This window comes from Bacillus sp. D386 (assembly GCF_006346415.1).
This window is the reverse complement of record NZ_VEMV01000001.1, coordinates 411365-436549: the sequence shown is the minus strand read 5'-3', so window position 1 is coordinate 436549 and position 25185 is coordinate 411365. Positions and strand designations below refer to the sequence as shown.

The 25185-nt window shown below is 40.6% G+C and carries 21 protein-coding genes; 20 read left to right on the top strand and 1 reads right to left on the bottom strand.

The annotated features are described in order from the left end of the window. Positions 1-11: 11 nt before the first annotated feature. The 11 genes from uraA to FHY45_RS02030 all read left to right on the top strand — a co-directional run bounded on the left by uraA (position 12) and on the right by FHY45_RS02030 (position 12937). Positions 12-1316 carry a uracil permease gene (gene uraA / locus FHY45_RS02080; RefSeq protein WP_139891287.1) on the top strand — a complete coding sequence of 435 codons (1305 nt, stop codon included), beginning with the start codon at positions 12-14 and terminating at the stop codon, positions 1314-1316. 149 nt (positions 1317-1465) lie between these two features. Next, positions 1466-2404 (top strand): aspartate carbamoyltransferase catalytic subunit, encoded by a 939-nt coding sequence (locus FHY45_RS02075; protein WP_139891286.1) that lies wholly within the window; start codon positions 1466-1468, stop codon positions 2402-2404. After that, positions 2367-3653 (top strand): dihydroorotase, encoded by a 1287-nt coding sequence (locus FHY45_RS02070; protein ID WP_139891285.1) that lies wholly within the window; start codon positions 2367-2369, stop codon positions 3651-3653. Before FHY45_RS02075 ends, FHY45_RS02070 begins: the two co-directional genes overlap by 38 nt. Further along, entirely contained in the window at positions 3650-4738 is a 1089-nt protein-coding gene (locus tag FHY45_RS02065; protein ID WP_139891284.1) for a carbamoyl phosphate synthase small subunit, read from the top strand. The genes FHY45_RS02070 and FHY45_RS02065 overlap by 4 nt, the downstream gene beginning before the upstream one ends. Further along, positions 4735-7947, top strand: coding sequence for a carbamoyl-phosphate synthase large subunit (carB, locus tag FHY45_RS02060; RefSeq protein WP_139891283.1), 3213 nt, complete (start codon positions 4735-4737; stop codon positions 7945-7947). Before FHY45_RS02065 ends, carB begins: the two co-directional genes overlap by 4 nt. Further along, a complete protein-coding gene (locus FHY45_RS02055; RefSeq protein WP_139891282.1) occupies positions 7944-8705 on the top strand; it encodes a dihydroorotate dehydrogenase electron transfer subunit in 762 nt (253 codons plus the stop codon). The genes carB and FHY45_RS02055 overlap by 4 nt, the downstream gene beginning before the upstream one ends. Beyond that, positions 8702-9646, top strand: a complete 945-nt coding sequence (locus FHY45_RS02050; RefSeq protein WP_139891281.1) for a dihydroorotate dehydrogenase — start codon at positions 8702-8704, stop codon at positions 9644-9646. Before FHY45_RS02055 ends, FHY45_RS02050 begins: the two co-directional genes overlap by 4 nt. Further along, positions 9618-10331: an orotidine-5'-phosphate decarboxylase gene (pyrF, locus tag FHY45_RS02045; RefSeq protein ID WP_139891280.1), complete on the top strand. Its 714-nt coding sequence runs from the start codon at positions 9618-9620 to the stop codon at positions 10329-10331. Before FHY45_RS02050 ends, pyrF begins: the two co-directional genes overlap by 29 nt. Further along, the gene (gene pyrE / locus FHY45_RS02040) at positions 10328-10957 is read left to right on the top strand and encodes an orotate phosphoribosyltransferase (RefSeq protein WP_139891279.1); all 630 of its coding nucleotides are present in this window, start codon (positions 10328-10330) and stop codon (positions 10955-10957) included. Before pyrF ends, pyrE begins: the two co-directional genes overlap by 4 nt. A gap of 258 nt (positions 10958-11215) precedes the next feature. Next, positions 11216-12052, top strand: coding sequence for an Fpg/Nei family DNA glycosylase (locus FHY45_RS02035; protein WP_139891278.1), 837 nt, complete (start codon positions 11216-11218; stop codon positions 12050-12052). A gap of 138 nt (positions 12053-12190) precedes the next feature. Next, positions 12191-12937, top strand: a complete 747-nt coding sequence (locus FHY45_RS02030; RefSeq protein ID WP_139891277.1) for an SDR family NAD(P)-dependent oxidoreductase — start codon at positions 12191-12193, stop codon at positions 12935-12937. Positions 12938-13284: 347 nt separating this feature from the next. Here FHY45_RS02030 and FHY45_RS02025 read toward each other — a convergent pair whose 3' ends face one another. Beyond that, positions 13285-14988: an Rqc2 family fibronectin-binding protein gene (locus FHY45_RS02025; protein ID WP_139891276.1), complete on the bottom strand. Its 1704-nt coding sequence runs from the start codon at positions 14986-14988 to the stop codon at positions 13285-13287. A 136-nt stretch (positions 14989-15124) separates the two neighbouring features. Between FHY45_RS02025 and FHY45_RS02020 the strand changes: the two genes are divergently transcribed. The 9 genes from FHY45_RS02020 to fmt all read left to right on the top strand — a co-directional run bounded on the left by FHY45_RS02020 (position 15125) and on the right by fmt (position 25184). After that, complete coding sequence (locus tag FHY45_RS02020) at positions 15125-17794, top strand: calcium-translocating P-type ATPase, SERCA-type (protein WP_139891275.1); 2670 nt, start codon at positions 15125-15127, stop codon at positions 17792-17794. Between the two features lie 94 nt (positions 17795-17888). Continuing rightward, positions 17889-18764 carry a YicC/YloC family endoribonuclease gene (locus FHY45_RS02015; RefSeq protein ID WP_139891274.1) on the top strand — a complete coding sequence of 292 codons (876 nt, stop codon included), beginning with the start codon at positions 17889-17891 and terminating at the stop codon, positions 18762-18764. A 59-nt stretch (positions 18765-18823) separates the two neighbouring features. Continuing rightward, positions 18824-19087, top strand: coding sequence for an extracellular matrix/biofilm regulator RemA (remA, locus tag FHY45_RS02010; RefSeq protein ID WP_066100607.1), 264 nt, complete (start codon positions 18824-18826; stop codon positions 19085-19087). Positions 19088-19096: 9 nt separating this feature from the next. Then, positions 19097-19714, top strand: coding sequence for a guanylate kinase (gene gmk / locus FHY45_RS02005; RefSeq protein WP_066102291.1), 618 nt, complete (start codon positions 19097-19099; stop codon positions 19712-19714). A 1-nt stretch (position 19715) separates the two neighbouring features. Further along, positions 19716-19934: a DNA-directed RNA polymerase subunit omega gene (gene rpoZ / locus FHY45_RS02000; RefSeq protein ID WP_066100606.1), complete on the top strand. Its 219-nt coding sequence runs from the start codon at positions 19716-19718 to the stop codon at positions 19932-19934. A 178-nt stretch (positions 19935-20112) separates the two neighbouring features. After that, positions 20113-21327 (top strand): bifunctional phosphopantothenoylcysteine decarboxylase/phosphopantothenate--cysteine ligase CoaBC, encoded by a 1215-nt coding sequence (gene coaBC / locus FHY45_RS01995; RefSeq protein WP_139891273.1) that lies wholly within the window; start codon positions 20113-20115, stop codon positions 21325-21327. Beyond that, on the top strand, positions 21324-23738 hold the full coding sequence (gene priA / locus FHY45_RS01990; RefSeq protein WP_139891272.1) for a primosomal protein N': 2415 nt from the start codon (positions 21324-21326) through the stop codon (positions 23736-23738). Before coaBC ends, priA begins: the two co-directional genes overlap by 4 nt. A gap of 22 nt (positions 23739-23760) precedes the next feature. Beyond that, positions 23761-24246, top strand: coding sequence for a peptide deformylase (gene def / locus FHY45_RS01985; protein ID WP_066100599.1), 486 nt, complete (start codon positions 23761-23763; stop codon positions 24244-24246). Beyond that, complete coding sequence (fmt, locus tag FHY45_RS01980) at positions 24243-25184, top strand: methionyl-tRNA formyltransferase (protein WP_066100596.1); 942 nt, start codon at positions 24243-24245, stop codon at positions 25182-25184. The genes def and fmt overlap by 4 nt, the downstream gene beginning before the upstream one ends. The last annotated feature ends 1 nt before the right edge of the window (position 25185 follow it).

Below are 25185 nucleotides of genomic sequence, written 5' to 3'. Positions count from 1 at the left end.
AGGCAATAATTATGACTTCTATAGAAATAGCAAACAATCCTCAAATAAGGTACGATGTCAATGAAAAACCTACTCCGAAGCAATGGTTTATATTAAGCCTGCAGCATTTATTTGCGATGTTTGGTTCAACCATTCTTGTACCGATTCTAACAGGGCTGGATCCTGGAATTGCCCTATTGACAAGCGGTATAGGTACACTGGTTTACATTCTGATCACCAAAGGGCAAATACCTGCTTATCTTGGTTCATCCTTTGCCTTTATCTATCCGATTACTTTACTAAATGAAAGCAGCGGTGTTGGTTCTGCTTTAGTAGGCGGCTTTTTGATTGGACTTGTTTATGCACTCGTTGCTTTATTAGTTAAAAAACTAGGCACTAAAACCATCCTAAACTTTTTACCGCCTGTAGTCGTAGGTCCTATCATTATGGTAATTGGTCTTGGTCTTGCCTCAACAGCAGTCAATATGGCCATGTATGAAAATCCGAATGCAGAAGTGCTTGTTTACAGCACAAAACATATTACGGTTGCCTTAATTACACTTGCCATCACAATCACATGCAGTGTTGTCTTTAAAAACTTTTTTTCACTGATTCCAGTATTAATCGGTATTATTGGTGGTTATATTACCGCCTGCTTCTTTGGAATTGTAGATTTCACTCCGGTAAAAGAAGCAGCCTGGTTCCAGCTTCCAAATTTCACGGTGCCATTCGTAGATTATACACCGGCTTTAACATGGGAAATTATTCTGATCATGATTCCAATTGCCATCGTTCCAATATCAGAACATATTGGCGATCAATTAGTTCTTGGTAAACTTGCTGGACGCAATTTTGTTGAGAAACCGGGTCTACATCGTTCGTTATTTGGCGATGGAGTTTCCATTATGATTGCATCTTGCCTGGGTGGTCCTCCGAATACAACCTATGGAGAAAATATTGGTGTTATGGGTCTTACAAGAGTATTCAGTGTTTATGTAATAGGCGGAGCAGCGGTATTCGCAATCTTGTTCGGATTTATTGGAAAAATTTCAGCCCTTATTCAATCCATTCCATCAGCTGTGATGGGTGGGGTGTCCATTCTTCTGTTCGGCATCATAGCTTCAAGCGGTTTACGGATGTTGATCGACAGCAAAATCGATTTATCTAAAAATAGAAACTTAGTCATATCCTCTGTTATTTTAATCATTGGTGTTGGTGGTGCAATGCTCAAAATTACCGATCATGCCTCCATTTCTGGAATGGCATTGGCCGCCATTGTAGGTGTCATCTTAAATCTTGTACTTCCCGGTAAGGAAACCAGTGAAAGTCAGGGTTGAAAGTAGATCCAACAAGTAAAATACAGGGGTTAGATTAAGTGCGATAATTCCAGTATGCGATATTGGGATGAATCGACTAAATAAACTAAAACCCTGATTCGTAAAAAACGAATTAGGGTTTTTTTTAGAATATGGGAGGCTGATTGATCGTGAAACATTTGCTTACGATGACAGATTTATCGATTGAGGAAATTACAGGCTTGCTATCAGATGCTGAGGCATTTGCCAATGGGGAAACCTGGATGCCTGCAAAAAGACACTTTGTAGCAAATTTATTTTTTGAAGCGAGCACGCGTACTAAAATCAGCTTTGAAATGGCACAGCGAAAGCTTGGGTTGGATGTAATCCCTTTTGAAGTGCAAGCATCAAGTGTATTAAAAGGTGAAACCCTATCCGATACAGTGAAGACATTAGAAGCGATTGGAGTGGAAACCGTAGTAATTCGTCATACAGAAGATAATTATTTTGCAAATTTAATACAAAGTGGTGTATATTTATCCATAATGAATGCTGGTGATGGATGCGGGCATCATCCTACGCAATGTTTATTGGACTTGATGACCATTAAACAGGAATTTCAAACGTTTCGAGGTTTAAAAGTGGCAATCATAGGAGATATCAGGCATAGCCGCGTAGCGCGATCAAATGCGGAAACACTGACCAGATTAGGTGCAAAGGTTGTATTCTCTGGCCCACAAGCTTGGGCGAATCTCTCGGGAAGCAATGTGGCCTATGAACCAATTGATGACGCCATCGAAAACGCAGATGTAGTTATGTTGCTTCGAATCCAGCATGAACGTCATTCAGTGGAAATGCCAATGAGAAAAATGGAATATTTGAACAGTTATGGATTGACGATTGAAAGGGAGAGACGTCTTAGGAGTAATTGTATAATTATGCATCCTGCGCCAGTAAATAGAGGTGTGGAAATTGATGATTCATTAGTTGAATGCGCTCGTTCGCGAATATTTAAACAAATGGCCAACGGAGTATATGTGAGAATGGCTGCTTTAAAAAATAGTATCGAGCAAAGGGGAGGAGCGGCAAATCATGAATACAATTATAAAAAGTGCGCAATTTTTAACTGATGATGGAACACTGGCCACCAAAGATATCTTAATTCAGAGCGGAGTAATCTCCGATATCCAAGATGAATTGCCCAATCAGCAGGCAAACATCATTCATGCTAAAGGATTTTTGCTGGCGCCTGGTTTTATAGATTTGCATGTTCACTTAAGAGAGCCCGGCGGCGAGCATAAAGAAACGATTGAAACAGGGACACAGGCTGCTGCAAAAGGTGGATTTACTACTGTAGCTGCTATGCCGAATACACGACCTGTTCCGGATACTGCCGAACAATTACGTTCGTTAAATAATAGAATTAGAGAAAAGGCGAGCACAAGGGTATTGCCCTATGCCTCAATTACTATCAGGGAGCTTGGAAAGGAATTAACTGATTTTGAATCTCTGAAAAAATCCGGAGCATTTGCCTTTACAGATGACGGCGTCGGCATCCAGTCAGCTGGTATGATGCTTGAAGCTATGAAAAAAGCTGCAAAACTGAATATGGCCATTGTCGCTCACTGTGAGGATAATACATTAATTCAAAGTGGATGTGTGCATGAAGGAATCTATTCGAGAAAACATGAATTACCTGGTATCCCTTCAGTATGTGAAGCGGTCCATATTGCTAGGGATGTATTACTGGCTGAGACAGCAGGTTGCCATTATCATGTTTGTCATATCAGCACGAAGGAGTCTGTAAGAACGGTTCGTGATGCCAAGAAAGCAGGCATTCATGTAACAGCAGAGGTAACCCCCCATCATTTGTTACTGTCCGAAATGGACATTAAGGAGCTGGATACTAATTTTAAAATGAATCCGCCTTTAAGAGGTGAGGATGACAAAAAAGCATTGCTAGAAGGCCTGTTAGACGGGACGATTGATTTTATCGCTACAGATCATGCTCCCCATTCAGTAGAGGAAAAATCACAAAATATCAGACTTGCGCCGTTTGGCATAGTTGGATTAGAAACAGCCTTTCCGCTGTTGTATACATATTTGGTAAAAAAGGGAGCGATGACCCTGAAACAATTAATTGATTTCTTGACGATTAAACCAGCGCAAGCATTTGAACTTAACTACGGAAAAATAGAAATAGGGATGCCTGCGGATCTCGTCCTGCTTGATTTAGAAGAAGAACAAGTGATTAATCCTGATACCTTCCTTTCCAAAGGAAAAAACACGCCATTTGCTGGCCTGAGCTGTCAAGGATGGCCGGTCATGACGATTGTGGAAGGAAAAGTAGTTTGGCAGAAAGGAAGTCTAACTGAATGAAGAGACAATTGATTTTAGAAGATGGAACAATTTTTATTGGCGAAGCATTTGGAGGAGAAAGCGATAAAATTGGTGAGGTTGTATTTAATACGGGGATGACCGGTTATCAGGAGATTTTATCTGACCCTTCTTATTGCGGTCAAATTATTACGATGACTTATCCTTTAATCGGTAACTATGGAATCAATAGGGATGATTTTGAGTCAATCGCTCCGAGCCTAAGTGGCCTAATTGTAAAAGAAGTGGCTGATTTTCCTTCGAATTGGAGAAGTGATTTTTCTCTTGATGAATATATGAAAATAAAGAATATCCCTGGCATTGCAGGGATTGATACTCGGAAGTTGACAAGAATGATTCGTGAAAGAGGTACAGTAAAAGGTGTGATTTGTTCAATAACTAAAGATGCTGAAACGATGCTCCATCAAGTGAAAGCAACTGTGCTGCCTCGTAATCAGGTTCAAAAGGTATCTACAAAAAAAGCATATCCGAGTCCAGGACGCGGTTATCGGGTAGTTGTAGTAGATTTTGGAATGAAGCATGGAATATTAAGAGAATTAAACAATCGAGGCTGTGATGTAATCGTTGTGCCTTATAATACTACCTTTGAAGAAATTATGACACTTCGTCCAGATGGTATCATGCTGACAAATGGACCGGGAGACCCTGAAAATGTACCGGAAGCGATTGAAATGATAAGAAAAATTATCGGAAAAGTGCCAATGTTCGGCATTTGTCTTGGGCACCAGTTGTTTGCTCTAGCATGTAATGCAGAAACTGAAAAAATGAAATTTGGGCATCGCGGTTCCAATCACCCAGTTAAAGATTTAAAAACAGGCAAAATTGCACTGACCTCGCAAAACCATGGATACACAGTGAAATATGACTCTATTGAACAAACAGACTTGGAAGTTACGCATATTGCATTAAATGACGGAACGATTGAGGGATTAAGACATAAATACTACGATGCTTTCACCGTCCAATATCACCCGGAATCATCGCCTGGCCCGGAGGACGCAAATTATTTATTTGATCAATTCATTAGCATGATTGAGAGATCCAAACTGAAGGAGGCAGTAAAATGAGTAAACGTACAGATATTAAATCCATCCTGGTTATTGGATCCGGACCGATTGTAATCGGCCAGGCAGCAGAATTTGATTATGCGGGTACACAAGCTTGTCTGGCATTAAAAGAAGAAGGGTATCGTGTTGTCTTGGTTAATTCCAACCCGGCTACAATTATGACAGACACGGAAATTGCAGATGCGGTTTATATTGAGCCATTAACGTTAGAGTTTGTCAGTAAAATTATCCGTAAAGAACGCCCTGATGCTCTATTGCCGACTCTTGGAGGGCAGACTGGATTAAATCTGGCTGTAGAACTGTCCAAATCTGGAGTGCTCGAGGAATGCGGTGTTGAAATTCTGGGAACAAAGCTATCGGCAATTGAGCAGGCTGAGGACCGTGATCTATTCCGAAGCTTAATGAACGAATTGAGTGAACCGGTTCCTGACAGTGCGATCATTCATAATCTGGAAGAAGCCGAGGCTTTTATTCAGACTGTAGGATACCCTGTAATTGTACGACCGGCTTATACACTTGGAGGGACAGGCGGCGGAATCTGTTCAAACGAAGAGGAATTACGCGAGATTGTAGCCGGTGGTCTCAAGAGCAGTCCTGTCACCCAATGCTTGCTGGAAAAAAGCATTGCAGGGTTCAAGGAAATTGAATATGAGGTCATGAGAGATTCGAATGATAATGCAATCGTAGTTTGTAACATGGAAAATATCGATCCTGTCGGAATACATACGGGAGATTCGATTGTAGTGGCACCGAGCCAAACATTGAGTGACCGGGAATACCAATTATTGCGCAATGCGTCGTTGAAAATTATACGTTCTTTAAAAATAGAAGGAGGCTGCAATGTTCAGCTTGCTCTTGATCCAGATAGCTTCAATTACTACATTATCGAGGTTAACCCAAGGGTGAGCCGTTCGTCTGCCCTTGCTTCTAAAGCAACCGGTTATCCTATCGCAAAGCTTGCAGCTAAAATTGCAGTTGGTTTGACACTCGATGAGATGATCAATCCCGTAACTGGAAAAACTTATGCGAGCTTTGAACCGGCACTTGATTATGTCGTAACCAAAATACCACGCTGGCCTTTTGATAAATTTGAGGAAGGGAACAGAACCCTCGGAACGCAAATGAAAGCAACTGGTGAGGTTATGGCAATCGGCAGAACGTTCGAGGAATCTCTATTAAAAGCAATTCGCTCCCTAGAGGTTGGAATCTTGCACTTTGAACTGCCTAAGGCTGAGATGATCACAGATGAAGAGATAGAAAAACAAATTAAAATAGCAACAGACGAACGACTATTTTATATTGCTGAAGGGTTAAAGCGCGGATTAACGATTCAGTTAATCCATGAATGGTCTCGGATTGATTTATTCTTTCTGCATAAATTTGCAAAGATTGTTGAGATGGAAGCTAAACTGTTAGAAGCCCCCTTCCATCCGAGATATACATTAATAGCCAAAAAACTTGGTTTCTCTGATTATATCTTAGCAAAGCTTTGGAAAAGCTCTGAATTGGAAGTGTATCAGTGGCGCATGGACAATCAAATCAAACCGGTATTTAAAATGGTCGATACCTGTGCTGCGGAGTTTGAATCTGAAACACCATATTTTTACTCCACTTATGAGGATGAGAATGAATCAATCGTAACGCCAAAGAGGAGTGTCGTTGTACTTGGTTCCGGACCCATTCGAATCGGGCAGGGAGTTGAGTTTGATTACGCAACTGTTCATTCTGTCTGGGCGATTAAAGAAGCCGGCTATGAAGCGATTATTATAAACAGCAATCCGGAAACGGTCTCAACAGATTTTAGCATTTCAGACAAACTATATTTTGAGCCCTTAACGATTGAAGATGTGATGAATGTCATTGATTTAGAAAAACCAGAAGGGGTTATTGTACAATTTGGCGGTCAGACAGCCATTAATCTTGCCTCAGCCCTTGTAGAAAGAGGAGTTAAGATACTGGGTACGTCTTTAGAGGATGTGGATCGATCTGAAAATCGCGATATGTTTGAGCAAGCCTTAACAGAATTGAATATCCCGCAGCCTAAAGGGAAAACAGCCTTGTCAGTGGAGGAAGCAGTCGAAGTGGCTGATGAGATTGGATACCCTATTTTGGTAAGACCGTCCTATGTTCTTGGTGGAAGGGCAATGGAGATCGTGGATGATCAGGAGGATTTGCTTCATTATATGAAAAATGCCGTGAAGATAAATCCGAAGCATCCTGTATTAATCGATCGTTATTTAACAGGGAAAGAAATTGAAGTAGATGCAATTTCTGATGGTGAAACAGTTGTTATTCCGGGTATCATGGAGCATATTGAACGTGCTGGAGTCCATTCTGGTGATTCTATAGCAGTCTACCCTCCACAGAATCTGTCAGAAAATACGAAAGAAAAAATTATAGATTATACGATTAAACTAGCAAAGGGTTTGAATATAATTGGTCTGTTTAATATCCAATATGTAGTCTCTAATAATGAAGTGTTTGTAATTGAAGTTAATCCCCGTTCAAGCAGGACGGTACCGTTCTTAAGCAAAATCACTAATGTTCCAATGGCGAATTTGGCCACTAAGGTCATTTTGGGACAAAAGCTTAAGGATTATGGTCTTGAAAATGGCCTTGTCCCTGAAAAGGCGGGTGTGTTCGTAAAAGTACCAGTATTTTCATTTGCAAAGCTTCGCCAGGTTGAAATTACGCTCGGACCAGAAATGAAATCAACGGGTGAAGTACTGGGAAAAGACGATACATTGCAAAAGGCTTTGTATAAAGGGTTGATTGCTTCAGGAATTCAAATTAAGCAATATGGAACTGTCCTCTTGACTGTTGCGGATAAGGACAAAGAAGAAGCCGTTTTACTTGCAGAACGTTTCAATGAAATTGGTTATCAAATCATCGCTACCGAGGGTACGGCTCAAGCGTTAGATCAAGCGAATATTCCATGCCAAATTGTTGGCAAAATTGGCAGTGAAGAGCCGAATTTATTGGATATGATTCATAATGGAAAAGCACAGCTGGTGATTAATACGTTAACCAAAGGAAAACAGCCTGAACGTGATGGTTTTAGAATTCGCCGTGAATCGGTTGAAAATGGGATTCCTTGTATGACTTCCTTGGATACGGCCAATGCAATTTTAACAGTACTGGAATCGCTAACGTTTTCGACAACTAAAATGAACCATATGCAAACGGCCAAGGAGGCAATCAGTTTATGATTCAAAAAGAGATGATGACCGTCGTCAGCCATCGAATGATTGCACCGAATATATTTGAAATGACTATGGAGGGGACACTTGTCTCCTCCATGGCAATGCCTGGGCAATTTGTACATATCAAAGTATCGAACGGAATAGATCCTTTGCTGCGCAGGCCAATCAGTATATGTAAAATTGACCCTGAGCAATCTCGTTTTACAATCGTTTACAGAGCGGAAGGGAAAGGAACCAGGATTCTTTCTGAAAAAAAAACAGGGGAAAAAGTCGATGTGCTTGGGCCGCTTGGCAACGGGTTTACGGTTGAGGATGTGAACCCGGGAGGAAAAGCGCTTTTGATAGGCGGAGGAATTGGAATACCACCTTTATTGCAGCTATCAAGAGATTTAACGGCTAAAGGTGTATCTGTGATTCATATTTTGGGCCTCCGTACCGCAGCAGATATTTTTTATGAAAACGAATTTGCTGAGCTTGGGGAGACCATTATCACAACTGAAGACGGGACTTACGGAATAAAAGGCTATGTAACAAATGCTTCAGTTCCAATGGACATTGATGTGGTCTATACATGTGGGCCAACACCAATGCTAAAGGCCGTTAAGGATAAATATAAAGGGAAAAAGGTGTTTATTTCGCTTGAAGAGAGAATGGGCTGCGGAATAGGTGCGTGCTTTGCCTGTGTGTGCCGTACCCCGGGAAATGGATACCGGAAGATATGTATCGATGGCCCGGTATTTCGTTCAGAGGAGGTCGTCATATGAATAATCCATTAAGCATGCAGCTGCCTGGATTAGCGTTGAAAAATCCGATTATGCCGGCGTCTGGTTGTTTCGGCTTTGGCATGGAATACAGTCAGTTTTATGATCTCGATAAGCTGGGTGCCGTCATCATTAAATCAACGACACTTGAACCGCGTATTGGAAATCCGACCCCAAGGGTTGCGGAAACAAATGCAGGGATGCTAAATGCCATTGGACTTCAAAACCCTGGCTTGGAGCATGTGATGAATGAGGAGCTTCCATGGCTTGATACGTACGATGTACCGATTATTGCTAATGTGGCAGGAACCATGATGGAGGATTACGTGGAGACGGCGAAACGGATCAGTACAGCTCCGAATGTGCATGCTCTTGAACTGAATATTTCCTGTCCGAATGTAAAATGCGGAGGTATTCAATTTGGTACCGATCCGTCTGTGGCTAAAGAATTAACTAAAGCGGTAAAAGAAGTATCTTCAGTGCCAGTCTATGTTAAATTGTCTCCGAATGTCAGCGATATAGTATCCATTGCGAAGGCAGTTGAAGATGGTGGTGCTGATGGACTGACGATGATTAATACACTAATAGGAATGCGTATTGATCTCAAAACAGCCCAGCCGATTTTAGCTAATCGGACAGGCGGTTTATCAGGGCCGGCCATTAAACCGGTTGCGATTCGAATGATTCATGATGTTAGCTCGCAGGTTTCGATTCCTATCATTGGCATGGGCGGCATTGAAACAGCAGAGGATGTTATTGAATTCCTTTATGCAGGTGCGAGTGCGGTTGCGGTTGGAACAGCCAATTTTATTAATCCGTTTGTTATGCCTGAGATTATTGACGCTCTGCCAGACCTAATTTTATCACTCGGGTTTGATCATATATCAGAATGTGTTGGAAGGAGCTGGAATAGGAATGCGGAATACACCGGTCATCGCACTTGATTTTCCTAATAGAGAGCTAACCTTGCGATTTTTACATAAATTTAATGAGGAAAAATTGGCTGTTAAAGTAGGTATGGAGCTTTATTACGGAGAAGGTCCTTCTATCATCACTGCAATTAAAGGATTGGGACATGACATTTTTTTGGACTTGAAATTGCACGATATTCCTAATACGGTTGGAAAAGCAATGGAGACAGTGGCAAGACTGGGAGTCGATATGGTTAATGTTCATGCAGCAGGCGGAAGAAAGATGATGGAATATGCGCTTGATGGTCTTGAAAAGGGTACCCCTCCTGGAGAAAAAAGACCGCTATGTATAGCGGTTACGCAATTGACAAGCACAAGTGAAGAGCAGATGCAAAGAGAGCAATTCATTCAGACAACCCTGGCTGAAAGTGTCATTCATTATAGTCAATTAGCAAAAGAATCAGGTCTTGATGGAGTAGTTTGCTCCGTACATGAAGTACAGCAAATTAAAAATCAGGTTGGTCGAAATTTCGTAACAGTTACTCCGGGAATTCGTCTGGCCAGTGATGCAGCAGGAGACCAACAAAGGGTGGCTACACCGTTTATGGCTAGTAGGCAGGGCAGTGATTTTATCGTTGTGGGAAGAAGTATTACAACGGCAGAGAATCCAATAGAGGCCTATTATAAGATAGTTGAAGAATGGGAGAGACCGATATGAAAAGAAAAATAGCAGAGCATTTATTATCTATTCAAGCTGTAGCCTTACAGCCAAGCAATCCATTTACTTGGTCATCAGGTATCAAATCCCCGATTTATTGTGATAATCGATTAACGATGTCTTACCCGGAGGTACGGCGGGATGTAGCGAGAGGCCTAGCTCAATTAATAAAAGAAAAATTTCCTGAAGCTGAGATTATTGCAGGAACAGCTACAGCAGGCATTCCGCATGCTGCCTGGGTAAGTGAACAGCTAGATTTGCCGATGATTTATGTTCGTTCCAGTTCAAAAGGGCATGGAAAAGGAAATCAAATTGAAGGGAAAGCGGAAAAGAATGATAAAGTAGTCATCGTGGAGGATTTGATTTCAACAGGAGGAAGTTCGATCACATGTGCCAAGGCATTACGTGAAGTCGGTTGTGATGTACTAGGGGTTGTATCAATCTTTACATATGAAATGGATAAAGCAAGAATTGCATTTGCTGATAGCGAGGTTCCATACTACTCCTTAAGCGATTATTCAACTCTTATCGAAGTTGCGGAAGAACATCAGTACGTGACAAAGGAGGAGCTGAATAAGCTCCGCAAATGGAAGCAAAACCCTTATGATGAGAGCTGGGTTAACTAAAAACATAAAGAATCAGTGGGATAAAATCTGAAATAGTTGGATTTTATCTCTTTTTATTTGTGTCTGTTAAACTTAGATGTTGATAAATATATAATCTGATTGACCGATTGCTAGAATTAGAGAAAGAGTATGCAGCAAGCTGCCAACAAGAAATATCATAATGAAAAAGACTGAGTGGTTATATTCAGCCTTTTTGTTCGTTCGGTTCTTCGGAATAGTCTCCGATGAGGTAAATTTGCATAAAAGGGGGAATGGAGAATGGCAGAGTTACCCGAAATCTATCAATTAAGTACCCAGATGAATGACTCTCTCTCGGGCAAACAAATCGAACGGGTGGAAATAAAGCAGGAAAAGTGCTGCAATGTTTCGGGGTTGGTATTTTCATCACGAGTAATAGGATCAACGGTTAAAGCGGTTCAAAATAAAGGGAAATGGATCATCGTTTCCCTATCGAATGGAGAAAACATGTTAATTTCGCTCGGGATGGGAGGGGATTTGCTTTATTTTGAACCTATTTCATCCAATCCCGTTCAGGAAAAATATCAATTCCTCATCCAATTTCAAGATGGGACAGGGTTTTCCATCCGATTTTGGTGGTTTGGAAAAGTGTATATCGCCAATGATCAAGAAATCAAAGAAGAAAAAATAATCAAAGCTATTGCCTTCACCCCATTCGATAAGGAATTTACCTATGACTATTTCAGACAGTTGGTTAACGGGAAAAAAGCGGGAATTAAATCCTTCTTGTTGAATCAAAAAAACGTCGGCGGAATCGGCAATATGTATATTCACGATATCTTGTTTGAAAGCGGAATCCATCCTCAGAAGAAAGTATCCGACCTATCGGAAGAAGAGGTCAAAAACCTCTATAACAATATGCAGAAACAATTGCACCATTCTTTATCCAAGGGGAGTTTTTCTCTTGAAAAGGATTTTTACGGACATAACGGTGAGTACTTGACGAGTGATTTTCAAATTGCGTATAAAAAAGGGGAACCTTGCCCTAGATGCGGGGAGACCATTCAATCAATCAAAACAGGAAGCACCACTTCATACATTTGCCCTGCGTGTCAGCGGTTATCAAAGACGGAATGAAATATTCTGTCTTTTTCTTGATCGTATTCATCCAGGGAACATCCGTTTTAGTTAGACAATCCCACTTAAAAATGCTTGGAAATACCAAAAATTGGGTAAGGGTGTGAGTGTGAATGTGAATAAAAAGGAGGAAAGATTATGGGGAGACTGGATGGAAAAGTGGCAATTATCACGGGTGCATCACGAGGAATGGGTTCTGAACACGTTAGAGAGTTTGTCAAAGAAGGAGCTAAAGTAGTGATTACGGATATACTCGAAGCGGAAGGAAGGACGTTATCGAAAGAGCTCGGGGAGAACACACTATTTGTGAAACACGATGTTACCAATCCAGACGATTGGAAACATGTCATAAACCAAGCGGTTGAAGCCTTTGGCCCTGTTACGGTTTTGGTGAATAATGCTGGATATGCTGGTCCTGTGTCTTTGCTGACCGATTTGGCAGATGAAGACTACCTCAAAATCATAAGTATAGACCAACATGGAACATTCTATGGGATGAAAGCGTTAATTCCGCATATGATTGAGGCGGGGGGAGGCTCAATTGTGAATATTTCATCTACCGCAGGATTAAGACATGTCAATGGGACCCCCAATGTGGCGTATACGGCAGCCAAACATGCGGTTAACGGGTTGACGAAAGCAGCAGCCGTAGAATACGCCGACAAGAATATTCGAATCAATGTGATATGTCCAGGGGGTGTATTAACCCCACTGCTAAAAGAAACCTATACGCAAGAACAACTGGATATGTATGCTACATCTCCGATAGGACGATTATCAGACCCACAAGAAATCTCTAAACCAGTCTTGTTTTTAGCCTCTGACGACGCCTCCTATATAACGGGAGCGGAATATGTCGTGGATGGGGGACTATTAGCTAGATAGCTCAATCGGGGACAGGTGAAAATCAACCGACTGGCCGTCTTCAGAGGCTCAAAAAAATATCAGGGAAGATCCCTGATATTTTTTTATTGGCAGTCTTTTTCTCCCCCCACTTTAGCAAGTGTGTATAAGGAGGAAATTTAAGAAGATAACAAAACAGGTTAATATAACTGTGGATATACTTTGATACTGTTCGTAATATGCAGCGAGCGGGAACTGATTTTTTTGTTGGGATACGAACGCCCTGGACACTCAGCAATGATGAAGTATCTTATTTCCTATTTAGAGTAATAACAAAAGAATAATAATATAATAAAAACGCAGCGGAAAATTAAAACCGCTGCGTTTATCTATGCTTTTAAGGATAAAACCACTTCTTCATCCGGGGTAACATAGTAGGTTGTTTGATTATCATAGGTTACAAAGCCTGGTTTTGCTCCAGCTGGTTTTTTGACATGCCTGATTAGTGTAGAGTCTACCGGAACTTGGCTCGACTGCCTGGCTTTACTGAAATAGGCAGCCAGAATGGCGGCTTCTTTTATCGTTTGTTCGGTAGGGTTTGCATCGCGGATGACAACATGGGATCCCGGAATATCCTTCGTATGGAACCAAAGCTGATTTTTAGCCGCTAAGCGATTGGTTAAATATTCATTCTGCTTATTGTTTTTACCTACCAAAATTTCCATGCCATCACTGGACAAATAGGAATCAAGGACAGGTTTTAAATCTTTTTTCTTACCTTGCTTTTTGGTATATCTTTTTTTCACATATCCGCCTTCTTCAAGCTCTTCACGGATTTCCTGCAAATCTCTTGGTGAGGCAGTGTTCATTTGGTGGATTAAATTATCGAGATATTGAATTTCGTCATTTGTTTTTTCGATTTGATCGATTACAAAGGATTTGGCGTTCTTTGCCTTTTGGTATTTAGAAAAATACCATTGAGCATTTTCAGAAGGGGTTTTTCGGACATCGAGCTCAATCAAAAGAGTAGGTTGATTTTCATCATAATAATCAATTACTTCAGCACTCTTCATTCCTTTGTTCAAAGCGTAAATATGACCAGTTATCAGTTCCCCGTATTTCTTGAATATTTCTGCCTTCTCTGAATCCTGCAGAGTCTCTTCTAATTTTATTAGTTTCTTTTCATTTTTTTCTTTTTCATTTGAGAGAATTCTCTCCAGGTCATGCGCTTGCTGCTTGACACGATCCCGATCCGCTTTTTGATAATAAAAGCGATCTAACAATAAGCTTAGCGAAGGAAATTCCTTCTTATCACCTTTCAAATGCTGAAGTGGGATGAGGTAAAAAGCTTCCTTATCTCCTGTAACCAATGTTGGCTGATAATTATGTGATTTTAATTGCTCCATTATTGTATTGAAGCTCTCTGGAACGGTCTCCCTGTTTACAAGTCCAGCCCTGTAGGTTATTTCTTTCGCAAGAAGAGGAGAGATACCAGCAAACTGTGTGACCAATTGTTTATCAATTTTGCCAGCAAAATAATCAATATGTGTCAAGCCTTTATCTATATCTGATAGCGGATTGATTTTATTCTGAGCTGGCGGCAAAACGTAGGAATGACCTGGCAATAATGTCCTGTAGCTGTTTAAAGCAGACGGTACATGCTTGATACAGTCTATAATCATATTTCTTTCTTTATCAACAAGAATAATATTGCTGTGTTTGCCCATTATCTCTATGATTAATAATTTTTGAGTTATGTCGCCGATTTCATTGCGCCCTCTAATCTCAAATTTAATGATTCTTTCCAATTCAGGCTGTTCGATTTTCTCTATAAAATAGCCTTCCAAATGTTTACGAAGCAGCATGCAAAACATGGGTGCTTCTGAAGGGTTATCCGTGTTTTCTTCTGTTAGTTGTACACGAGCATAGCTGGGATGTGCAGACAACAGAAGCTTATGATTGGTTCTGCCTGCGCGAATGACTAGCAGTAATTCATTTCTATAGGGCTGATGAATTTTTGTTATTCGTCCACCAGTTAACGTCTCTGATAATTCTTCGGTCATTGCTCTTGTAAAAAAACCGTCAAAGGACATATATGTGACACCTTCTTTAGTAAGTATTCGAATTATAAATCTCCATTCAAACAAGTATAGCATTTTTTAGGACAACTCTGAATAAACATGTATCAAAGAAAGTTATTCGGATTGTTAAGGAGGTTGTATCCGTCACATGAAACTTGCAGAAATGGACAAAGAAAAGCTACAATCCGCTTTTGGAGTACATACAAAAAAAGGGTTAAGTCATCAGGAAGCAAAAAAAAGGTTAAACCAATACGGAGAAAATGAATTAGCAGAAGGAGAAAAGCAATCTGCTTTAATTCTGTTTTTTCAGCAGTTTAAAGATTTTATGGTCCTTATCCTGCTTGCGGCTACTCTCGTTTCAGGTTTGCTGGGAGAGTATATTGATGCAATTGCCATTATCATGATCGTATTGATTAATGGTTTATTAGGGTTCTTTCAGGAAAGGAAAGCAGAAAAATCGCTGTCGGCTTTAAAGGAAATGGCTGCACCTCAAATGATTGTATTACGTGATGGGTTATGGTCGAAAATTCCGGCTAAAGAATGTGTTCCGGGAGATATAGTAAAGTTTTCAAGTGGCGACCGTATTGGTGCAGATGTGAGGATTTTCCAGCAGTATAATCTTGAAATAGAAGAATCTGCATTGACAGGTGAATCGCTCCCTGTTGCTAAAACGGAAGAACCAAAAAGAGATGGGCAAGACGGAATCGGCGATCAGGTTAATATGGCATTTATGGGAACGATGGTAACACGTGGGTCAGGTGAGGGTATAGTTGTTGCGACAGGAATGAAAACGGCAATGGGCCAAATTGCAGATCTGCTGCAAAATGCCAATACGCAACAGACGCCTTTGCAGCTTCGCCTGGAACAACTGGGAAAGATACTCATTGTTGTTGCATTACTGCTGACTTTATTGGTTGTAGGAATTGGTGTTTTACAAGGAAATAACTTATACACCATGGTTCTTGCGGGAGTATCTTTAGCCGTGGCTGCTATTCCGGAAGGTTTACCGGCTATTGTTACGGTAGCCTTATCCCTGGGAGTCCAGCGAATGATTCGACAGAAAGCAATCGTAAGGAAACTGCCTGCTGTAGAAACATTGGGCTGTGCATCAGTCATTTGTTCTGATAAAACAGGGACGATGACTGAGAATAAGATGATGGTGACTAAGGTTTGGGTTTCAGGGCAGCAGTGGTCAGTGTCTGGGAAGGGGTTTGATCCAACCGGTAAGTTTGAATGTGTGAGCGGTCATCAGGATGATACAGAGCTGAAGCAATTGCTAACCTATGGTATCCTCTGTAACAACTCTGAGCTTAAGCTTAAAAAGAAAAAGTATTATATAGATGGGGATCCGACTGAAGGAGCTATGCTTGTTGCCGCTATGAAGAAGGGAATTGACCGCCAGCTTTTATTCGAAAAGTATAAGATTTTAAAGGAGTTTCCTTTTGAATCAGAACGTAAATTAATGAGTGTATTGGTAAAGGATCATAACGGAAGGCAATTTGTCATTACTAAAGGGGCACCTGATGTTTTACTTGGGAAATGTACAACGGTTATGTCCAATGGAAGAGTGAAGCATATGGATGAGCAACTTCGTGAGTCCATAGGGAATACAACTGAACATATGGCTGAACAAGCATTAAGGACAATTGCGGTTGCCTACAAAAGTGTACCAGCCAATCAAGCAATTCTTGACCAAACGGATGCTGAAAATGAATTGATATTCCTTGGCCTTGAAGGAATGATGGATCCACCGCGTCCAGAAGTAAGGAAAGCGGTGCTGGAATGTCGCGATGCCGGTATTAAAACGGTGATGATAACCGGCGATCACTTAATAACAGCAAAGGCTATCGGTAAACAATTGGAGATATTCTGCGAAGGAGACCGTGTGCTGACCGGTAAAGATTTAGATGCGATGTCTGTGGATGATTTGGAAAATATCGTTGATGAGACGACTGTTTTTGCCCGTGTTTCACCAGAGCATAAATTAAAAATAGTCAGTGCCTTTCAACGAGTAGGACATATAGTGGCTATGACAGGAGACGGAGTGAATGATGCACCTGCTATAAAGGCTGCAGATATTGGAATAGCGATGGGTATATCCGGTACAGATGTGGCCAAAGAAACATCTTCTTTAATTTTATTGGACGATAATTTTGCAACCATAAAATCGGCCATAAGAGAAGGCAGAAATATTTACGAAAATATTCGTAAATTCGTACGCTATTTATTAGCATCAAATGTAGGAGAGATTTTAGTTATGCTATTTGCGATGGTCATGGGATTGCCCTTGCCTTTATTGCCAATCCAGATTTTATGGGTAAACCTGGTTACCGATGGATTGCCGGCTATGGCACTGGGACTCGATCAACCTGAAGAAAATGTGATGAAGCGGGGTCCGCGTCATCCAAAAGAAGGCGTATTCGCTAGGGGATTGGGGTGGAAAATCATATCAAGAGGATTCTTGATTGGTATCGCCACATTGCTTGCGTTTATAACTGTATATAAATCAAACCCTGATAATTTACAATATGCTCAGACCGTAGCCTTTGTAACTTTGGTTCTTGCACAATTAATCCATGTATTTGACTGCAGAAGTGAAAAATCAATCTTTTCAAGAAACCCATTTGGCAATATGTATCTTGTATGGGCAGTCGTATCTTCTTTAATTCTTATGCTGATTGCCTTGTACTATCCACCTTTACAAACCGTTTTCCATACGGTGCCGATTGCCCCTCGTGATTGGCTATTAATTGTCGGAATGGCGTCTATTCCAACTTTTTTATTGGCGGGTACATTTTATGTAAGTAAATCTAAATAAATTGTGATATAATTTTTAAGGTAGTAGAGTGAGCTCTATTACCTTTTTATTTTATATTAGCGTGTATAATGTTACTGATTGGAGCTGGGGCCGGATGATTTTAAGCATGACAGGGTATGGAAGAGCGAAGACAGAAAACGATTCTTTATCCATAACCATTGAGATGAAAAGTGTGAATCATCGTTTTTTTGAATGCAGTATCCGATCACCTCGTCAACTGCTCATGTATGAAGACAGGATTAAAAAGATTATTCAGCAAAAGCTGCATAGAGGTAGAATAGAAGTATTTATCAGCCTTCAGGGTGAAGGAACCGTTAAAAGAACGATGACACCTAATTGGGATTTAATTGACCAATTCATGAATATATCTACTGAATTCAATAATAAGTACAGTGCGTTTGCAGAACCGGAGATGACTGATTTGCTTCATCTCGAACATATTATCTCTATTGATGAGAAGGAAGAAGTTAATGCCGATCTTGAGAAAATGCTGCTTGGTACGGTAGAAAAAGCTGCTTCTCGCTTGTCAAATATGCGGGAAACAGAAGGTGAGTTCCTAAAGAGCGATTTAACTGAGCATATTAAAAAATTTGATGCAGAGGTTGAGGATGTCAGGGAGCGTGCACCGGAAGTTGTTAAGCAATATAGCAGCCGGCTCAAACAAAAGCTTGAAGAAGCAGTTGGAGATATCTTTGATCCAAACAGGCTGTTAACAGAAATAGCTTTATTTACAGATAAAGCAGATATACATGAAGAAGTTTCAAGGTTGAAAAGCCATATTGCACAATTTCTAGAATCATTGGAGGCAAGCGGTCCGATTGGCAGAAAGCTTGATTTTCTCATCCAGGAGATGAATCGGGAAACAAATACAATCGGCTCTAAAGCAAACGATGCAATAATTGCAAGAAAAGTTGTCGAGATGAAAACAATTCTTGAGAAAATGAAGGAACAGGTTCAAAATGTAGAATAATACAGTTTATGACAGTACATACAAGCATACACTAGGTAAGAGGGATGGAGGCTGCTTCAATGTCCATAAAGTTGATTAATATTGGATTTGGGAATATAGTTTCTGCTAATCGCATTGTTACCATTGTAAGTCCTGAATCTGCACCTATTAAAAGGATTATTCAGGATGCCAGGGACAAGGGTTCGCTTATAGATGCTACATATGGAAGAAGAACACGCGCAGTGATTATAACCGATAGTGACCATGTGGTTCTTTCAGCGGTACAGCCGGAGACCGTGGCTGCGAGGTTACATGACCGTGATGAGAGCGTGTTGGAAGGATAGGTGATTGTTTTGGAGGAAAAAGGGTTATTAATAGTTTTATCAGGTCCATCTGGAGTGGGGAAAGGTACAGTCAGAAAGGCGATTTTTTCTCAGCCGGATGTTGATTTTCAATATTCAATTTCAGCAACTTCCAGAAAACCTCGTGAGGGAGAAGTTGATGGGGTGGATTATTTCTTTAAATCAAAGGAACAATTTGAAGATATGATTGCCAATGATGAACTTTTGGAGCATGCTGAATATGTGGGAAATTATTATGGAACACCAATTGAATACGTTCGCCAAACGTTAAATGAGGGCAAGGATGTATTTCTTGAAATAGAAGTACAAGGAGCGCGTCAGGTTCGTGAGAAGTTTCCTGACGGTTTATTTATTTTCCTTGCTCCGCCAAGCCTTAAGGAGCTTGAAAATCGAATCGTAACAAGAGGCACGGAAACAGATGAGTTAATCCGTAACCGAATGAAAGCGGCTCGGGAAGAAATCGAAATGATGAATCTTTACGATTATGTAGTTGAAAATGATCGTGTAGAGCATGCGTGCGAGCGCATCAATGCAATCGTGGTGGCTGAACATCTACGCCGTGAACGAGTAGAAAAAAGATACAAAAAATTATTGGAGGATGATAAATAATATGTTATACCCATCTATTGACTCACTATTAACAAAAATTGATTCTAAATATTCTTTGGTATCCGTTGCAGCTAAACGTGCACGTTATATGCAGGAATCTGGAGAAAGCACAAAAATTGCAAAGCCGGTATCTCATAAATATGTTGGAAAAGCGCTTGAGGAAATCCATTCTGGTGACTTAACGTATCGAGTGGTAACTGAAGGTCGTCAAGACTTTTAATAGGCAATGCTTTCGAAAAAACAACCTTACGATTGATAATAAGGTTGTTTTTTTTTGCTGGCTGATGATATGTTTTCGAATTATAGTAAAACATATTAGTGCAAATTTAATAGATAATATATGATATAAAAGATGTATATAAAGGAATTCTCAAGAATACCAGTTATGGAGTGATTAGATGCTTGATAATAAGAAGATACTTGTTTGTGTAACAGGAGGTATTGCTGTATACAAATCGGCCGCCTTAACAAGCAAACTTGTTCAGGCGGGTGCACAAGTAAAGGTAATAATGAGTGAATCAGCAACTAAATTCGTGATGCCGCTAACTTTTCAGGCTTTATCCAAAAACGATGTTTATATAGATACATTCGACGAGAAAATCCCTGGTAAAATCGCACATATTGAGCTTGCTGACTGGGCGGATGTCATTCTGGTTGCACCTGCTACAGCCAATATTATAGGGAAATTGGCAAATGGAATTGCCGATGATATGATTTCAACTACCTTGCTGGCAGCAACGGCGCCTGTTATGATTGCTCCGGCTATGAATGTCCATATGTATCACCATAAAGCTGTGCAGCGAAATATGGCGCAGCTACGAGAAGATGGCTATTTATTTATGGAGCCTTCAGAAGGCTATTTAGCCTGTGGGTATGTTGGAAAGGGAAGGCTGGAGGAACCCGAAACAATTGTTGATAATTTAGAAGATTATTTTGCTGAAGAAAAGAAATCATTAAGTGGCAGAAAAGTCCTGATTACAGCTGGTCCAACCCGTGAACGAATCGACCCGGTACGTTATATATCCAATTTTTCGAGCGGTAAAATGGGATATGCTTTAGCGGAGGTGGCAAGAAGCATGGGAGCTGAGGTTACATTGGTGTCAGGCCCGGTGTCATTGGACGCTCCTGCAGGTGTCAAAGTAATTAAAGTAGAAAGTGCTTCCGAAATGTATGAAGCGGTAATGGATGTAATGGATGAGCAGCATATTATTATTGGTACAGCTGCTGTAGCTGATTATAAACCAGCTGTTTATGAGAATCAAAAGGTGAAGAAACAAGCAGGCGACAGTACGCTTGAACTGACTCGTACAAAGGATATTCTCCGAGAGGTTGGTAAGAGAAAAACAAACCAAATCTTGATAGGCTTTGCAGCTGAAACGAATGATTTGGATGAGTATGCAAAGAAAAAGCTGGTTAAGAAAAATGCTGATATGATTGTCGCTAATAATGTGACCCATGAAGGTGCCGGGTTCGGAACGGATACCAATATTGTTACCTTATATAAAAAGGATGGCAGTTTCAGAGAACTTCCTTTACTAAGTAAAGCTGAAGTTGCCAAAGAAATATTGAAAGAAATAGAATCCCTTCAAGTAAATGAGGATCACTCTTTATGATAGCAGAAGTAATCGTAGATGTACCGGCCCAGCAAACGGACCGTCCATTCGATTATAAAATCCCGGAAAAATGGGCCGGCATTATTCGTGAGGGAATGCGAGTGACAGTTCCTTTTGGCCCAAGGAAATTGCTTGGCTTCGTCGTAAGACTAAAGGAGCATACAGAAGTAAAGGGCTTAAAATCAATCAGCAGTTTATTGGATATTGAACCAGCGCTAAATAACGAATTGTTGGATGTAGGACATTGGCTCGCGGATGAGACGATGTGTTTTAAAATATCAGCATTCCAGGCAATGCTTCCGGCAGCATTGAAAGCAAAGTATGAAAAACAAATCCGGCTTGCTCCAGGTAAGCAGACAAATGATCTCCCAAAACAAATCCAGTATTTGTTCAGTAAAGCGGAAGCCGTCAGCTGGATTAAGATTCAAAATGACGAGCTTTTGTCCTGTATAAAGACTGAAATTGACAATGGAAATCTTGAAATTACTGTTCAGGTATCTGATAAAACAAAAATAAAAAAGCAAAAATATATAGCGTCATTGCTAACAAGGAACGAGTTGCTTGAACAATTAGACCACTTAAATGCGAATGCCAGCAATCAGAAAAAACTAGTATCCTATCTGGTAGAACATCCTGGGGAGCAATTGCTGGCAAAAGTGCTGGAAGAAACAAATATTAACAGTTCCTCTGCCATCAAACCTCTTGTTTCAAAAGGAATCGTTCAGATTACTGAGAAAGAGGAATATCGTAATCCTTATGCGGAAGGCCAATTTACAAAGGATCAATGCCTGAAGTTAACAGATAACCAACAGGCAGCTATTAATCCGATTAAGTTAGCTATAAAGGAAAATCGGAATGAAAATTTCCTATTATATGGTGTAACGGGAAGCGGCAAAACAGAAATCTATTTACAATCCATCAAGCAAATCGTAGATAAAGGGAAGGAAGCCATTGTTTTGGTGCCTGAAATTTCTTTAACACCCATGATGGTGACTAGATTTAAGCGACGATTTGGAGATTTGGTAGCCGTATTACATAGCGGCCTGTCTCATGGTGAAAAATATGATGAATGGCGCAAAATACAACGCGGAGAAGTTAAGGTTGTAGTTGGTGCCCGTTCCGCTGTATTTGCACCGTTTACTAATTTAGGTCTGATTATTATTGATGAGGAGCATGAGGGTAGTTATAAACAGGAAGAAACACCTCGTTATCATGCACGCGATGTAGCACTTAAACGGGCGGCCTATCACAATTGTCCGGTTGTCCTCGGCAGTGCTACACCGTCTCTGGAGAGTTTTGCAAGAGCGAAAAAAGGTGTATATACGTTGTTAACATTAAATAGCAGAGTAAACGATCAGGCTTTACCAGCTGTTTCAGTCGTTGATATGAGGGATGAAATGAGAGGGGGAAACCGCTCGATGTTCTCCGGCCTATTATTTGAAAAGCTGAAGGATCGTGTAGACAAAGGGGAACAGACTGTTCTCTTGTTAAATAAAAGAGGACATTCATCCTTTGTGATGTGCCGAAACTGCGGACTAGTAGTTACATGTCCAAATTGTGATATATCAATGACATATCATCGTGTTCAAGCGCTTATGAAATGCCATTATTGCGGTCTTGAAGAACGGGTTCCAGAGGTTTGTCCTGACTGCGGCAGTGACCATATCCGTTTTTTTGGTACAGGAACTCAAAAGGTTGAGGAAGAGCTGGGGAAATTGCTGCCGCATGCCAGAGTCATTCGAATGGATGTGGATACAACCAGACGCAAAGGAGCACATGAAGCGTTGCTGAAAAAATTCGAAGATGGACAAGCAGATATTCTTCTTGGTACGCAGATGATTGCCAAAGGCCTCGACTTTCCAAGAGTGACTTTGGTAGGGGTTCTTACTGCAGATACAATGCTGCACTTACCTGACTTCCGCTCATCAGAACGTACCTTTCAGCTACTAACGCAGGTCAGTGGGCGTGCCGGAAGACATGAATTGCCAGGCGAAGTGGTAATTCAAACCTATACTCCTGAACATTACAGCATTCAACTGGCATCAGAGCAGGATTATGACGGTTTCTTTATGAGAGAGATGTTCTTACGGAAACAAAATGACTATCCTCCCTATTATTATATCGCGCTTTTAACAATTTCTCATGAAGATGTGATGAAAACGGTGGAAGCAGCCGAGAAAATAGCAGCATTTATTAAGCGGCAGGTAGGGCCGGAAACGGTTGTATTTGGACCATCTGCTTCCCCAATGTCTCGAATCAACAATAGATATAGGTACCAATGTCTGATAAAATACAAGCGGGAACCTAATCTAAGTACAATTTTAAAAAAATTGAATGAAACATATGGACGTAATGCCACCCAATCAGGGTTACAATTATCGATTGATGTCAATCCGTTCATTATGATGTAAATAGAAAGGCGGAAAAGAATAAGTGGCAGTATTACCTATAGTAAAACATCCGGATAAAATTCTTGAAACTCCCTGTAAAAAGGTTGAAGTTTTTGATCGTAAATTAGCGAAGTTACTTGATGATATGTACGACACAATGATAGACGCGGATGGCGTGGGATTGGCTGCGCCGCAAATCGGCAAAAATATTAGAGTAGCGATTGTTGATGTAGATGATGAGTCTGGAACATTTGAATTAATTAATCCGACAATTCTTTCCACGAAGGGTAAGGATCGTGATGTGGAGGGCTGTTTAAGTTTTCCCAATCTGTATGGAGAGGTTGAACGACCTGCATATGTTAAGATACAAGCACAGGATCGTCAGGGACGAACGTATATTTTAGAAGCTGAGGATTACTTGGCCAGAGCTATTCAACATGAAATGGATCATTTGGAAGGAATCTTATTTACTTCAAAAGTTGTGCGTTATATAAGTGAAGAAGAGTTAGAAGGGTATGAAGTAGAATGACTAGAATAATATTTATGGGAACACCTGATTTTTCTGTCGGTGTATTAGAACGTTTAATAAATGATGGATATGAAATCGTTGGTGTCGTAACCCAGCCTGACCGTCCGGTTGGACGGAAACGCATTTTGACACCACCTCCTGTAAAGGTGACAGCCGAGAAACATGGTATTCCAGTTCTCCAGCCAGAAAAAATTCGTGTGGATTCAGAAGTTGACAAGGTACTTGCTTTAAATCCAGACTTAATTGTTACCGCGGCATTTGGACAAATCCTGCCGAATCGTTTATTAGAGGCTCCAAAGTATGGTTGTATAAACGTTCATGCCTCCTTACTGCCTGAATTACGTGGTGGTGCACCTATTCACTATGCAATCATGCAAGGGAAAGAAAAAACAGGTGTAACCATTATGTACATGGTAGAAAAGCTGGATGCAGGTGACATGCTGTCAAAAGTAGAAGTTCCAATTGAGGAAACTGACCATACAGGCAGTTTACATGATAAATTGAGTAAAGCTGGTGCACAACTGGTTTCTGAGACCATTCCAAAATTATTGAATGGAGAAATCACTCCAATTAAACAAAATGAGGAAGATGCTACCTTCGCTTTCAATATTAAAAGAGAACAGGAATTAATCGATTGGGCACAAGGCGGAGAAGAGGTTTATAACCATATCCGCGGTTTACATCCATGGCCTGTAGCCTATACTTTGTTAAATGGAACAGTTTTAAAGGTTTGGTGGGGCGAAAAAGTGAAGACCGCCAAGCAAGGTAGTGCCGGTGAAGTGCTTGATATCGAAAAAGATGGTTTCGTTGTGAAGACAGGAAATGATACAGCAATCAAAATTACTGATTTACAACTAGCTGGTAAAAAGAGAATGACTGCTGAACAGATGCTCCGAGGTACTGCAATCATATCAACAGGAATGAAATTGGGAGAATAAA

Coding starts and splice junctions, on each gene's coding strand:
- uraA (WP_139891287.1), top strand. CDS start 12: ATGACTTCTATAGAAATAGCAAACAATCCTCAAATAAGGTACGATGTC.
- FHY45_RS02070 (WP_139891285.1), top strand. CDS start 2,367: ATGAATACAATTATAAAAAGTGCGCAATTTTTAACTGATGATGGAACA.
- FHY45_RS02065 (WP_139891284.1), top strand. CDS start 3,650: ATGAAGAGACAATTGATTTTAGAAGATGGAACAATTTTTATTGGCGAA.
- carB (WP_139891283.1), top strand. CDS start 4,735: ATGAGTAAACGTACAGATATTAAATCCATCCTGGTTATTGGATCCGGA.
- FHY45_RS02055 (WP_139891282.1), top strand. CDS start 7,944: ATGATTCAAAAAGAGATGATGACCGTCGTCAGCCATCGAATGATTGCA.
- FHY45_RS02050 (WP_139891281.1), top strand. CDS start 8,702: ATGAATAATCCATTAAGCATGCAGCTGCCTGGATTAGCGTTGAAAAAT.
- pyrF (WP_139891280.1), top strand. CDS start 9,618: ATGCGGAATACACCGGTCATCGCACTTGATTTTCCTAATAGAGAGCTA.
- pyrE (WP_139891279.1), top strand. CDS start 10,328: ATGAAAAGAAAAATAGCAGAGCATTTATTATCTATTCAAGCTGTAGCC.
- FHY45_RS02035 (WP_139891278.1), top strand. CDS start 11,216: ATGGCAGAGTTACCCGAAATCTATCAATTAAGTACCCAGATGAATGAC.
- FHY45_RS02030 (WP_139891277.1), top strand. CDS start 12,191: ATGGGGAGACTGGATGGAAAAGTGGCAATTATCACGGGTGCATCACGA.
- FHY45_RS02025 (WP_139891276.1), bottom strand. CDS start 14,988: ATGTCCTTTGACGGTTTTTTTACAAGAGCAATGACCGAAGAATTATCA.
- FHY45_RS02020 (WP_139891275.1), top strand. CDS start 15,125: ATGAAACTTGCAGAAATGGACAAAGAAAAGCTACAATCCGCTTTTGGA.
- FHY45_RS02015 (WP_139891274.1), top strand. CDS start 17,889: ATGATTTTAAGCATGACAGGGTATGGAAGAGCGAAGACAGAAAACGAT.
- remA (WP_066100607.1), top strand. CDS start 18,824: ATGTCCATAAAGTTGATTAATATTGGATTTGGGAATATAGTTTCTGCT.
- rpoZ (WP_066100606.1), top strand. CDS start 19,716: ATGTTATACCCATCTATTGACTCACTATTAACAAAAATTGATTCTAAA.
- coaBC (WP_139891273.1), top strand. CDS start 20,113: ATGCTTGATAATAAGAAGATACTTGTTTGTGTAACAGGAGGTATTGCT.
- priA (WP_139891272.1), top strand. CDS start 21,324: ATGATAGCAGAAGTAATCGTAGATGTACCGGCCCAGCAAACGGACCGT.
- fmt (WP_066100596.1), top strand. CDS start 24,243: ATGACTAGAATAATATTTATGGGAACACCTGATTTTTCTGTCGGTGTA.